The sequence below is a fragment of the Bacillus sp. JJ1764 genome (assembly GCF_036962145.1).
Classification (GTDB): domain Bacteria; phylum Bacillota; class Bacilli; order Bacillales; family Cytobacillaceae; genus Neobacillus.
This window is the reverse complement of sequence record NZ_JBALNY010000045.1, coordinates 1-13,439: the sequence shown is the minus strand read 5'-3', so window position 1 is coordinate 13,439 and position 13,439 is coordinate 1. Positions and strand designations below refer to the sequence as shown.

Here is a 13,439-nt window from a genome sequence, read left to right as displayed (position 1 = left end):
ACCAGAAATTCACTGAAAATTGGTTATTTATGGAAATATTTCTATACAACTTTTTCCTTATTTGTTGCTTTCATTTTAATAAAAGTATGATTTCCAGCTTTAAAAAAGATAATGCTCGAAAAAGTAATCAATGCAATGGTCCAGAACATAACTCCCCCATGAAATTCCTTCATGAAAAAACCACCTATAATCGGGCCAATGAAATCTCCAATTTTACGAAATTGACCAGCACCAAAATAAGTGCCCCTTAAATGCTCAGGTGCCAGCTGATCCAGCATCATGTTATTGGCAGGGAAAATGAGAATTTCACCAAAAGTTAAAAAAACAATTGCCGCTATGGCGGTGATCCACCCATTTACAAATCCAAAACCAATCAATCCAATCGTCATGAAAATGGATCCAACTACCATCCCTTGCATATGCGTATATTTTTCCGCTAAATGGCTAATAGGCATTTGCAAGAAGATCACCATAACAGCATTAATGGTTAATAATACAGAAAATATGACCACACCATTTTCAACAGTATTCTCTAAAAATTGCGGAAAATTAGAATCCATTTGGACATATCCAAGATTAATCAAGATAATCCCTAGAAGTAAAAAACGAAGGGCCTTGTCAGTCCTAACAATGTTCAATGCATCTACTAATGAAACCTTCTTCTTGTTAGGGACCTCTTGGGTAATGACTAATTTTTTCAATAAAATAATCAAGACTCCTCCATAAACCAAATAGGTCCCACCAGTAAACACAAAGGATAGTTTAGCAGAGTTATTTGCTAAGTAGGCTCCCATCAGCGGCCCAACCGAGGCTCCAATATTAATCGCCGTATACCTCAGAGAATATACCTTCATTCGATGGTTCTTTTCGGTGAGATCCGCCATCAATGCTTGAGATGTGGGTTCAAAAAACGAGGTACATAATCCATTAAAAGCATTGAGAAGAATAAACCACCCTTGACTATCGGCCATCATAAATCCAAAATATACAAAAGCCAAGCCAAACAATGAAAACAACATAATAGGCTTTCTCCCATAACGATCTGATAAATGGCCACCGATAAATCCGCCAATCGTTCCCATTAATGGACTCATTCCAACCGTTAATCCAATGATTATTGGTGACATTTCCATGTTTCTAGATAAATAGATCGACAGAAACGGGAGCGTCATAAAGGCAGATCCCCGGGTTAAAATAGTTCCGGTTAACAATACCCAGACAATAGGATGAAACTGTTTCATATACGTTTTGAATTTATACATATGTAAGTACCTCCCAATTTTGAGGGTGCTTTTTTAGTTAACTATTTTTCTATAAAAATGTAAAGAATTTTACAACAATAAAAAAATCAGCTCCAACTGGAACTGATTTTCGCACCTATTAATTAGGGTCCTTATAATTTAGTGCCCGCTCACTATCTCCATAGCCTTTCGTTGTCGGATCCTGTATGATCCCCAACAAGGATAATAGGACGAAAATGGCATTTGCAAATGTAATAACCCAGTCCTGCATCGCATTTGACAGTTGAAAATCAGTCACTCCTAAACTATTTAAACATGATAAAACTAATTGAGCGACGATAAAAAGCTGTGAAATAAATGCAATCACCCAGTTCCGATTTTTAAAACGGACCTTCCAGTTTATCATCGTATCATTCCTTTCCTAGATTCATTCTTTCTCTATTGTATGCATGGGATCAACTATGGTTGTCCACGAATGTCATCATTAGGGAAATAAAAAAAGATTTTTATTGGTCTTTTTCAAAAAAGATCATTATAATATTAGAAGCAAAACTAATGGATAAGGTAAGGAGATACCATGGACAAGCAGCATCCATTTCGAGAAATGTTCCTACGTTTCTGGAAACGAAAACATATTACTCAGATACTATTATTACTCATCCTCTTTTTTACTCTTGTAACAATTTCATACTTTGGCTGGCTTGCGTCAAGAGCCAATGTCCAATCTTTGAAAGAAGGCCTCAGTCAACCTACAGTCATTTATGATAAGGATGGTCAAAAAGCAACGAATGTGGCGACAAATCGGACACAAGGGATTAAAATCGAGGAACTACCAAAATATGTTCCTAATGCAGTAGTCGCCATTGAAGACGAACGATTTTATGACCATAATGGTTTTGACGTCAAAGGAATTGCCCGTGCCTTTTTCAGCAATCTATTTGCTGGAAGAATTACCGGAGGAGGCAGTACATTAACGCAACAATTAACGAAAAATGCTTTGCTCTCTCCCGAACGAACCTATAAACGTAAGGCCGAAGAGCTATTTTTAGCAGTAAAGATTGAAAAAGTTTATACAAAAGAAGAAATTTTGCAAATGTACCTAAATCAAGTGTATTTCGGAAGCGGTGCATGGGGAATCGGTAATGCATCTAAAAAGTATTTTAATAAAGATATAAAAGATGTTTCAGTAAGTGAAGCAGCTATGCTTGCTGGCCTTCTTCATGCTCCAAATTATCTAGATCCGTACAAAAACTATGATTTGGCCATGAAACGAAGAAATGTTGTCCTAGCAAAAATGAAAGAACTGGGGATGATTACAAAATCCCAATATAACGAAGCAAAGAAAGAAAAAATCAAGCTGGAGGATGGCGGCGGCAGCTTCGTAGATAGAAAATACCCATACTATGTGGATGCTGTCTTGAATGAAGCGATTTCCAAGTATGGTTTAACCCAGGATGAAATTTTAACTAGAGGTTATCGAATTTATACAGAATTGGATCAAAATCTTCAAACTGGTTTAGAACAAACCTATGCAAAAAAATACTTGTTTCCTAGGGGAACTGGAGATCAGTTGGTGCAGAGCGGCTCTGTATTATTGAATCCTGCAACAGGAGGCGTCATGGCCGAAGTCGGCGGCCGTGGAAATCAGGTTTTCCGCGGATTTAATCGGGCTACTCAATTAAGAGCCCAGCCGGGTTCATCGATTAAACCGCTCGTAGTATATACCCCGGCACTTGATGAAGGCTACTCTTATTCTTCCGAATTGGTAGATGAATCGATTACTTTTGGTACCTATAAGCCGGAAAACTTCTCAAAAAACTATTCTGGGAAGGTGCAAATGTATAAGGCACTTGAAGAATCTCTAAATATTCCAGCCGTCTGGTTATTAGATAAAATTGGGCTAAACAAAGGCATAGAGTCTTTAAACCGGTTTGGAATTCCTGTTGAAAAAGCCGATAAAAACCTTGCGATTGCCCTTGGAGGCATGAGTACCGGTGTGTCTCCACTGCAAATGGCCGATGCATTCTCCGCGTTTCCTAACGGTGGAACAAGGATGGACAGCCATTTCATTACAAAAATTGTTGGCCCAACCGGTAATGTCATTGCGGAAAGGAAAGAAACAGAGACAAGAGTCACGTCAGCAAAAAATGCTAAAGAGATGACTTCCATGCTCTTGAATGTGGTTGAAACAGGTACAGGAAAACTGGCCCATATTCCTGGAGTCCAAATTGCCGGAAAAACAGGATCAACACAGCTTCCATTTGAAGGCGTTACAGGCACAAAGGATCAGTGGATGGTTGGATACACCCCCAATCTTGTTGCGGCCATTTGGATTGGCTATGACCAGACTGACCGGCAGCATTACTTGCCGAGCACGAGCTCTTCTAACGTAGTGCCGATCTTTAAGGAGATAATGAGAACTTCTACCTCCTACCTGCCAAAGAAAAATTTTGATGTGGTATCGATTAATGCTCAACTAGCAGGTGAACAAAATACGGGTAAAAGCTTATCCGATCAGGCTTCAGAAATTAGCAAGGAATTAAATGAAAATGCTAAAAAAATTGGCACAACGATAAAAGAAAATGCACCACAATGGAAAAAGAAATTGGATCAGGCTATTTATCAGGTTGGAGAATCGATCAACACTTTAATCGAAAAAATCAAAGCCCAACAAAAATAGCACGCTTTTATGGCGTGCTATTTTTGTATCTTTAAGCTATGAAAGTGGCCTCCTGCAAATTGTGTGACTGCACTTTCTTGATCTGCAGGATAACGAACAATAAAACAAGTTGCAGGTCCTGAAGATTTCTCCATGTCCAAATCGATTACTGCAGTTTCTTTGTTAAAATCACCATTAGGATACATCCTTTTCAATTCATGTAAAATCCCTTTTGATCCAACCGGCCAAGTTACAACATCCTGTAACCGAGATATTTCTTTAAACATGTGCAAAGGTGCTACTTGATTTTCAAGGGCTATTACTTCATCCCCAACTAATGGTTGACCAATTACCGCCAATTTCTTCTCGTTGGTGAACTCACCTACACTTGCGTTGGATTTCGTTCCTTCCCCCATGACGATTACCCCAATAGCTGATTGAAGCAGCGAAAAATTGCTTTCTGTACTTCCAGTTATCTCGGCATCTTTCACCCCAAGTTCAGACAATCCTTTCCGAATCCCCCGAACCAGCGCCTCCCAAGAGTCATCACCGCAAAAATTATTTAGTACTACTGCCTTTATATTCCCTCCTGCTGCCATACACTCCATTGCTGCAACGCGAAAAGAATAATAGGCAACCATTTCATAGGATACCTGAACATGGTCATGTTTCTTCAGTCCAATTGCCCCGCTGTTATCACTGGCAATAATAAGGGGATTTCCATTTTCACTTGGGATCGTAATGACGTTTCTCATCATGTTTATTTTCCTTCACTAATTTTGGGATTCACTACACTCACAAGCCGCGGTACCACTACTAAGGTAATCACTGTGTTTATGAGAGACCCGACAAAAAGCGATGGAAGCATCAAGATAAAAAAGGCTTTACTTATTAAGAAAATAAATGGTAGTGGTGCAACAATCGTATTTCCGAAGATAAAGATAAGGCCAGAAATAATCGTTTTGTTTTTTCGATAAATGAAACCAAATAACCATACCAGGATGGCCATTTCTGCTGCAATAATCAAATGCATCGGGCCTAAAGGGAAACCACTGATCATAGCGGAAACTAAATGTCCCAATGCAGCCACCATTGCACCAGCACCACTGCCCATCAGTGCAGCCGCCGCTAATGCAGGGAAAGAATCAAGGGCAACACTCCCAACATGAGATGGTACCTTGATGGCGGCACCTACTGCCGATAAGGCTATAAATACAGCCAACCAACTAAAAAATTTTACTTGTGTAGTTTTCTTCATTATTTTCATCCCTTCTCTCCGTTTTAATGGTTTGATTCAAACCATACCAAATCCACTCCACTTGGGTTGATCTAGCTGCTAAATCTTGATAAGCCCATCCAGTGACATCTCTCCACAAACGCTGTTCTTTTTCAATCGGTACAATTCCTTTTGAAATATCTGTTCCAATAACGACCAATTGGCGGCATGTGTCTGCTTTTTCCCAAGTGTCCCAGACATCCAAGCACTCACTCCATTTTTCCAGACAACTACTACTGTCATATTTCTTGATTAATTGTTTTATCCATATTTCGAGCCCTTCTATAACAAGGAGGTCCCCCCTCACATTAGATAAATCTAACGGCAGAGAGATATTTGCGTATGCGGAGATCCAATGGTCCTTTTTAGTGAAATGATACGTTTTCTTTACCCAAGCTTTTTTTCCGTTAAAGGCACCACCTGTAATAAAGTGCATCGTTCTCCCCTCCTTAGCTGGTTTCGATTAAATGCCAATTCAAACCCTTGTGAATGTAGTACTTGCCAACTCCAAAAATCCTGAGATTCGGGAGCGTATTCAGATAACAAATATCGAATCACTCCTCCATGCGTCATGACAGCACAGCGTTTAAATGGTTGTGTTAAAACCATTTGAACTATCTTTTTCCAGCCAGCCTGAACTCTTTCGCTAAATTGCTGATAAGACTCGCCATTTGGAGGGCTGAACATGCTTGGGTCTGTCAGCCACTGTTGATATCGGGGTTCATCTTTTAATTCTTCATACGTCTTTCCTTCCCAATCGCCAAAATTCATCTCTCTTAATTCAGACAACAAATAAGGATGTGCCTGTGGGAACACCAAATTCAGGGTGGCTGTACATCTTGGTAAGTCACTTGAAAAATAAATGTCATGTTCCTTCAGGTTCATTAGAACTGGTTCTACCGGACATAAAGGAGAATCTGTCCAACCCATGTAGGCTCTTCGTACATTCGCTTCTGTTATACCATGACGAAATAATGTAATAACCACACGATCATCCATAGGAATAATTCAGCCCCCTCCACAGTTGCCCCCATTACATCACCTGTTATTCCTCCAAACCATTTCATCGCTTTTCGGCGGCAAAATAGACAGAAAACAACGGCTGAAAATATCAATATGCCCATAAATAAAATATGTTTAAAAAAGAACAAACTGCCAATAAAATAAACCAGTAAATAAACTGGGTATATCGTTAAGGCAGAAGCTCCCGCAGCAGATTGGAATAAGTATCCCAGACCTTCTTGCTTAGCTGACTTAACCGTTAACAACATAACCCCCATAATCGTTTTGCCCAAAAAAGGAATAGTCATGATAAGGAAATAAGCGGAGTTCTGATTAGTGATCGTGAACTCATAGAGAAACAGGAACCGGCTGGATAATAATATAAGTATCGAAATAACCCCAAAAGCACCTGTTCGTGGGTCTTTCATAATTTCTAGTCTTTTTTCCTTATCTCGATAGGAGAAAAAAGCATCACTCGCATCCATCCAACCATCTAAGTGAATCCCACCAGTCAGAAGAATCATCGCCAGCCATAACAAAAAAGACATTGCCAAATGGGAAAACGGCGTATATTCTCTCATTACAAAAAACAACAAAGAGTATAAAATTCCTTGAAATAAACCGATCAGTGGAAAAGCTTGAATGGTCCTTTTTAAATGGATCTGATCGATTGGTAATTCTTTGGTAATTGGAATAGCAGTAAAAAATTGCAGCCCAATTAAAAATCCTTTTATAAATTTCATTTATCTCTGATCCACAGCTGGACTTTTCTCCCCTTTCATTTTGATTGGGATTCCGTTTTCAACTAAATAAGCTTCATCAGCTAGCCTGACTAGTTCCTGATGAATATGTCCTAACACTCTTTGATACTTGAACACTAACTCATTTTCAGACGGTAGATCATTTAAGACCTCATTACTGACCACTATAACTGTCAAGGCATGCTCCTTTAACTTGGAAATGCCCTTCACAATCGTTTCTTTTACGTTTAAAAGAAAGGTGTCCTCCATTTCTGCAGAGGTAGAAAACCATTCATTATTTAATAGAGTGGTAACGCAATCTAGTAAAATAATATCTTGAACACCCAACCATTCTAGTGCTTTTTCAATTCTGGTATGCTGCTCGATCGTGATCCACTGATATCCGTCTGTAATACGATCCTGTTGATGCTTTTCAATTCGCCGCACCATTTCTTCATCAGATGGCATACCTGTGGCCAAATAATGTAAACGGGCGCCGGTTTTTTTATGAATTTCAACTGCCTTTTTCTCTGCAAAGCTGCTTTTCCCACTTCTTACTCCACCGCTGATGAATACAAGGGATGGGATGTCCGCCATCGGGCTAACACCTCCATGAGTTTTGTATTTTCTTCTCTACTTTTTATCGCAAATCGAAGCCAATTGCCTTCTAAACCTGGAAAATTAAAGGTATGGCGAGGAATGATGGCATTTTTCACCAGGAATTCAAACATTTCATATTGATTCTTTACCGTTGGATCCTTAAGTAAATAAAAATTTACAGTTGAATTTGTTACGCGAAACCTATGATGTTGAAAAAAATCAAATAGCCGATTTCGCTCCATAGCGATAAACTCCTGAGTGTTTAAAATAAAGTCATGATCACCAAGGCAAATCTCCCCAGCCAACAGGGCAACCGTATTGACACTCCAATGCGGCTGCAGAGGCAGCAATTCTCTTACCATTTTTTCACTTGCAGTTAAATATCCCAATCGTAGACCAGGTATCGAAAACATCTTCGTCATTGACCTAAGGATCAATAAATTCGGGTAATGATGGATGTAAGGAAGCATCGACTCGTATTCCACGACAAAATCGTAGAAGGCTTCATCCAGGATCACCACACATTGTTCCTCATTACAGACCTTAATGATCTCTAAGACGAGTTCTTGTGAATAGTGGATACCGGTAGGATTATTAGGATTGCAAAAAAACAGGGCGTCAACTCCCGCAAGACTCTCACGAAACTTATTCATTTCCCATTTAAATTCAGGACCCGTTAATGAAAAGTAGCGAATTTCGCATTGATTCGCGCGACAGGCACTTTCATATTCTGAAAAAGTCGGTTGCACAATTAAAACGGTTTTCCCAGTCAGCCACCGAGAAACAAGATGAATAAGCTCTGATCCGCCATTGCCAATCAGAAGTGATTCAACCGGCAGTTTCTCTTTTTCAGAAATGAAGGTTTTGAGTTTTACTGTATTTGGGTCAGGATATACCATCAATTTATCGTAAAAATGAGGCCAATTTTCCTTTAAAATACTTGGTGGGCCCAATGGATTAATGTTTGCACTAAAATCAACATACTCTTGAGTCAATGGAAGGCCCATTGCTTTAAAAAGATATTGTGGATTTGATCCATGTACTGGCCAGTTCAATCATCATCCCTCCCATACAAAGAAAAAGTAAAAATAGAAACACTGTTTTATGTAAAATCATGTTTGCTTTTTTGATATCCTCCGCCACAATAGGCCGAAGGGGCTCCCCCATTTTTGCACGATTGGAAATAACACCTTTATAGTAATTAATCCCACCAAGCTGTATTCCCAAAATCACAGCAACAGCCGCTTCCCCCCAACCGCTGTTAGGGCTAGGGTGTTTTTTGGCATCTCTAAACAAAATCGACCAGGCTTTTCGATAATGGAGGATCTTCGGCCGATTTCCCAATAGCATGACCAATCCAGTTAGACGGCTAGGAATCCAATTCATCACATCATCCCATTTGGCAGAGGCCCAGCCAAATTCTTGAAATCTCTCATTCTGATAACCAACCATTGAATCACAAGTATTCGTGGCACGATAGACCATTGCTAACGGTGCACCGCCAATCAATGCCCAAAATAGTGGTGCCGTAACACCATCACTCGTATTTTCCGCAACCGTTTCAATCGCCCCTCTGGCAATTTCACCTTCATCAAGCTCCTCAGTGTCACGGCCAACAATATAGGATAGTTTTGTTCTAGCTTCACCCAAATCTCCATTTATAAGCGGTTGATAAACCTCAAGAGAGGCGTTCCGCAAACTTTTTTGGGCAATGGTCGTCGATATGATGATACTTTCCACTGCAATCCCGAAAACGGGATGAATTTCATAGGCCATCCAGGTTACTAAGCTGACCACAAAAAAGACTGTCAACAAAACAAAAAGGAGCATCAAAACCCCTTTCGTTTTTTTATCGTACCCGTTGTTCCAACGTTTTTCCAAAGAGGCGATCAGTGAACCCATCCATTTTACTGGATGAGGCCACTTTGGTGGATCACCAATAACTAAATCGACTATGTAGGCAATGCTAATTGAAACTAAATGATAAACTAACATTTTTGTTTCCTTTTTTGAGATTTTTGTATAGCTTCTGTAGTACATTCGTAAACAGCTTTACTAACCAGTTTCCCTAATGAAGTGATCGTCCCCGCAAAGTCCAACATTTTTCCCGTTTGTGTAGCAGCGACTAAAATACTGTCAGTTGAAGTACCAGTGGCAATAGTTCCTGTTCGATTATCTTCAATCTTTAAATCATGCAATGCCTTAACCTTTGCTTCGGTTGCCGTCATAATACTTTGAATAAAAGATTCATCCGTCAGTTCTCCATTGATAAAGATCCAAGTATTAATAGTGCCTGGTACCTTTTCAACTTCATGAAGATGACTCCGTGCGGCATCAACAGCATTTCCAACTCCGGCAGTGACGACGAGAAATATCGAAAACCCTTCTCCATCTAGTTTTTTATAAACGACATCTTCCAAGATTACAGCTGTCATCATTCCGACTGTATCCGAAGGTTCAAATCCTCTCGCTAGTAAAAAATCAGTCATTTCTTGAATGTGATTACTGCAATTATAATCCTTATGTACATGTCGGTTCACGAACGTATCATGCCAGCCCACGCCTGACCCGATTACACCAGATGAAAGTGTCTTCAAAGGGATTGGTGACTTTAAAGAAATAATGTCATCGGATACATGCAGCATATCCTCAGTAACATGATAAGTGGGGCCATTATTATACACATTTGGCAACAATACCATTTGCGGCGCTGCTACTTTTGGATGAGGTTGCTTTTGGATACGCGTCCGATAAACGTCCTTAATTCGTTCTTCTTTTAAAACCTCATTCGGAATATGAAGACTATTGATCCTTCCTTTTTCCAGCAGTAATAAGCNNAAGCGATCACAATATAAACCCGCAAGATTTAAATCATGAAAAATCGAAATAACTGTTAATTTATGATCCAAAGTCCACTGTTTTAATAAATCCAGTAATTCTTTCTGATAAGATAAATCCAAATGATTCGTCGGTTCATCAAGCAAAAGAATCTCAGGCTCTTGAGCAAGTGCCTGTGCCAGAAATACTCTTTGCTTTTCACCCCCAGATAAAGCATTAATATCTTTATGCTGAAAATTTGAAATGCCCACTTGCTTCATGACTAATTGTACTACTTCTTCATCCTGATTGCTCCAATTTTGAAAAAAACCCTTTTGATGAGCGTATCGCCCTAGTGCAACCGTTTCTTTTACAGAATAGGAAAAGGAATGTGAAGAGTGTTGTGATAATACAGCAATTTTTTTTGCAAACTGTTTTTGTGTGTATTCCTTCAGTTTTTTCCCGTTTATGAATAGATCGCCTGATCGGACGGGCAGTATGCCGCTAAGAAGTTTAAGGAGAGTGGTTTTTCCGCTTCCGTTAGGACCCAAAATCCCAAATAATTCACCTGTTTTTACTTCAAATGAAATATCTTTTACGACAAGTTCATTTCCATATCCTCCGGAAACATGTTGAACCGATAACATCTATTCATCACCTCTTTCCTTCCGTTTCCTCTGTAATAAGATAAGGGCAAAAATGGGAGCCCCAATTAAAGAGGTAATAACACCAATCGGAAGCTCGCTTGGAGATATAATTGTTCTTGAAATAAGGTCCGCGATAATCAAAAAGCCGCTTCCTGTCAAAATGCAAAGCGGTAAAAGATACTTATGATCTGGTCCCCACAACAATCTTGATAAATGGGGAATCACCAATCCGACAAACCCGATGGTGCCTGACACCGCTACTGCTGCCCCTGTTAGGATAGAACCTGAAATTAGTACAATCATCTTTCTTTTTTGGACATTGACACCTAAGTGATGAGCTCGTTCTTCTCCAAAGGACATGGCATTTAATTCTTTTGCATTGAATAAAAGAATGGCAGAGCCTATGATAAAAAACGGTAAAATGATATATATGTACTCCCAGCCTCGCATCGAAACGCTTCCCAAAAGCCAACCGATGATTTGTCTTAGCTCCTCTCCCGTTAAGGCGACCATTAGAGAGATCAATGCTCCTAAAAAAGAGCTAAAGATAATTCCAGTTAGAATGATGGTTTCCACTCTCATGGAACGTTCTATCTTTTTAGCAAATGACAAGACTAAAAAAATCGTGATTAATGAAAAAACAATACTCAAAATGGGTAAAGTAAACATCCCCACTAGCGGAAGTGAAATCTGGAGGAATAGTGTCAGGACTGCACCTAGGGAAGCCCCTGATGATACACCTAATGTATATGGATCTGCCAACGGGTTTCTTAATAAGCCCTGGAAGGCAGCGCCGGCAATGGCTAGTGACGCACCAACAAGACCAGCTAAAATCACTCTAGGTAAGCGAATGTTGAAAACAATACTAGAATACATGGGGTCAATGCCACTTGTCGAGATTCCTCCAAACAGCTTTGCACCTATAATCTTAATAATAGTAAAGATTGGAACTGAAACAGTTCCAATCGAAATACCAAATAAAATAGAAAGAATCAAAAAGATCCCTGCCACTAAAAAGGCTATATAGTGATTATTTAAATACTTCCGGGTAAACAGCCTTGGCAAGATCCTCTACTCCTTCAACAAGTCTTGGACCCGTACGAGTAACTTTGTCAGAATTGACATCCACAACTTGCTTGTTTTTCACAGCATTAACATTTTCCCAACCTTTTTGTGTTAACACTTGCTCTGCTGGATTTTTAACATAATAGCCATATGTAGTCACAATCACATCAGGATTACGTTTAATCATCGCTTCCTCTTCAATCTTAATCCAGCCCTCTTGGTCGCCCGCAATATTTTCAGCATTAATCAAATTCAGCATTTCATTCATAAACGTATTTTTACCAGGAGCATAAATTTCAGGTGATGGTGATACTTCCACTAACACTTTTTTCTTCTCTTTAATATCTTTAGCTTTTGTTTTAATTTCCGCCAACTTATCTTTCATATGTTTAACGATTTCTTCGGCTTTCTTTTTCTCTCCGGTGGCAGTACCAATCATGTTAATGGAATCATACACTTGTTCAAAATTTTCCGCATCATTGACAACTAGTACCTTGATACCTGCATCGCGCAGCTGTTGAAGGCCTTCTTTTGAATTATGTTCACCAGATGCATGTGCTAAAACAACGTCAGGCTTTAACGAAATAATTTTTTCAATATTAATTTCTTGTCCGCCGACTTTCTCTTTTTTAGCCGTATCTTCTGGATAATTATCAAAATCTGAAACGCCGACAACTTCCTTTCCAAGCCCTAATGCATAAGTAATTTCCGTGTTACTAGGAATTAAAGAAACAATTTTTTTAGGCTTTTTATCAATAACTACCTTTTGATCCACTGCATCTTTAATGGTTACTGGGAAGGAAACCTTTTCTGATTTATTTTCCACGCTGGATTTTTTCTCTTCTTTAACTTGATCTTTTGCCCCTGTACAACCAGCCAAAGCCCCTAATGTTAATAGTACTACAAATAATAGTGAATACAATTTCTTCATTTCATACTCTCCCCTGCATTTTTACTATACAAAAAATAATAGGTCTTCCTTACGCCACCAAATAAAAAACATCTCCACACAAAATGGAGATGTTGGTCTGATTAGATTCAATTACTAACACATATGTAATAGTAGTCTAGTCGTCCACACCTCCCTATCCTCGTAGGTTATTTGGCGCATTCAAATAGGCAGGTCTCCTGGCTTATGGTCATCACTCCCCACGTCTTCCCATCGATTCGATAGTGACAATTTGTGGGTCGCTCCCATTTACAGTGGCGGGACCGCGTTGGCTTTTTACCAAACTTCCCTTTTAAGCAAAAATCCCTTTTCGAGGATTTTAGCACCTATTTTCATTATTTTTTGTTACTCCCATTATAAAAAACGGAATAGGATTTGTATACATTTATTTTAGGCACTTTTAAACTTGTCAGTTGATTTCCGCGCCAGGTGCTTCGCTTTCC

The 13,439-nt window shown here is 39.3% G+C and carries 14 protein-coding genes and 1 riboswitch; of the genes, 1 reads left to right on the top strand and 13 read right to left on the bottom strand.

Translation table 11 applies throughout. The features are described from left to right. Nucleotides 1-41: 41 nt before the first annotated feature. Nucleotides 42-1,262, bottom strand: a complete 1,221-nt coding sequence (locus V7083_RS07140) for an MDR family MFS transporter (RefSeq protein WP_335476691.1) — start codon at nt 1,260-1,262, stop codon at nt 42-44. 118 nt (nt 1,263-1,380) lie between these two features. After that, nucleotides 1,381-1,647 carry a phage holin gene (locus V7083_RS07135; protein ID WP_335476690.1) on the bottom strand — a complete coding sequence of 89 codons (267 nt, stop codon included), beginning with the start codon at nt 1,645-1,647 and terminating at the stop codon, nt 1,381-1,383. Nucleotides 1,648-1,818: 171 nt separating this feature from the next. Between V7083_RS07135 and V7083_RS07130 the strand changes: the two genes are divergently transcribed. After that, nucleotides 1,819-3,921, top strand: coding sequence for a transglycosylase domain-containing protein (locus tag V7083_RS07130; RefSeq protein WP_335476689.1), 2,103 nt, complete (start codon nt 1,819-1,821; stop codon nt 3,919-3,921). A gap of 17 nt (nt 3,922-3,938) precedes the next feature. On the opposite strand, the gene V7083_RS07125 is transcribed toward V7083_RS07130, so the two are convergent. The 11 genes from V7083_RS07125 to V7083_RS07075 form a co-directional block, all read right to left on the bottom strand. Next, a complete protein-coding gene (locus V7083_RS07125; RefSeq protein WP_335476688.1) occupies nt 3,939-4,658 on the bottom strand; it encodes an ATP-binding protein in 720 nt (239 codons plus the stop codon). A 2-nt stretch (nt 4,659-4,660) separates the two neighbouring features. Beyond that, nucleotides 4,661-5,158: an ECF transporter S component gene (locus tag V7083_RS07120; RefSeq protein WP_335476687.1), complete on the bottom strand. Its 498-nt coding sequence runs from the start codon at nt 5,156-5,158 to the stop codon at nt 4,661-4,663. After that, nucleotides 5,127-5,612, bottom strand: coding sequence for a bifunctional adenosylcobinamide kinase/adenosylcobinamide-phosphate guanylyltransferase (locus V7083_RS07115; RefSeq protein ID WP_335476686.1), 486 nt, complete (start codon nt 5,610-5,612; stop codon nt 5,127-5,129). The genes V7083_RS07120 and V7083_RS07115 overlap by 32 nt, the downstream gene beginning before the upstream one ends. After that, a complete protein-coding gene (locus tag V7083_RS07110) occupies nt 5,564-6,175 on the bottom strand; it encodes a histidine phosphatase family protein (RefSeq protein ID WP_335476685.1) in 612 nt (203 codons plus the stop codon). The genes V7083_RS07115 and V7083_RS07110 overlap by 49 nt, the downstream gene beginning before the upstream one ends. Beyond that, nucleotides 6,133-6,921, bottom strand: a complete 789-nt coding sequence (gene cobS, locus V7083_RS07105; RefSeq protein ID WP_335476684.1) for an adenosylcobinamide-GDP ribazoletransferase — start codon at nt 6,919-6,921, stop codon at nt 6,133-6,135. Before cobS ends, V7083_RS07110 begins: the two co-directional genes overlap by 43 nt. Further along, complete coding sequence (locus tag V7083_RS07100) at nt 6,922-7,515, bottom strand: bifunctional adenosylcobinamide kinase/adenosylcobinamide-phosphate guanylyltransferase (RefSeq protein ID WP_335476683.1); 594 nt, start codon at nt 7,513-7,515, stop codon at nt 6,922-6,924. It lies immediately after the preceding gene. After that, nucleotides 7,473-8,573, bottom strand: a complete 1,101-nt coding sequence (gene cobD / locus V7083_RS07095; RefSeq protein ID WP_335476682.1) for a threonine-phosphate decarboxylase CobD — start codon at nt 8,571-8,573, stop codon at nt 7,473-7,475. The genes V7083_RS07100 and cobD overlap by 43 nt, the downstream gene beginning before the upstream one ends. Beyond that, a complete protein-coding gene (cbiB, locus tag V7083_RS07090) occupies nt 8,530-9,513 on the bottom strand; it encodes an adenosylcobinamide-phosphate synthase CbiB (protein ID WP_335476681.1) in 984 nt (327 codons plus the stop codon). The genes cobD and cbiB overlap by 44 nt, the downstream gene beginning before the upstream one ends. Next, nucleotides 9,507-10,982: an adenosylcobinamide amidohydrolase gene (locus V7083_RS07085; protein ID WP_335476680.1), complete on the bottom strand. Its 1,476-nt coding sequence runs from the start codon at nt 10,980-10,982 to the stop codon at nt 9,507-9,509. Before V7083_RS07085 ends, cbiB begins: the two co-directional genes overlap by 7 nt. Further along, nucleotides 10,983-12,047, bottom strand: a complete 1,065-nt coding sequence (locus V7083_RS07080) for a FecCD family ABC transporter permease (RefSeq protein ID WP_335476679.1) — start codon at nt 12,045-12,047, stop codon at nt 10,983-10,985. It lies immediately after the preceding gene. Continuing rightward, nucleotides 12,013-12,978 (bottom strand): ABC transporter substrate-binding protein, encoded by a 966-nt coding sequence (locus V7083_RS07075; protein ID WP_335476678.1) that lies wholly within the window; start codon nt 12,976-12,978, stop codon nt 12,013-12,015. The genes V7083_RS07080 and V7083_RS07075 overlap by 35 nt, the downstream gene beginning before the upstream one ends. A gap of 170 nt (nt 12,979-13,148) precedes the next feature. After that, nucleotides 13,149-13,341: riboswitch (cobalamin riboswitch) on the bottom strand. Nucleotides 13,342-13,439 lie beyond the last annotated feature (98 nt).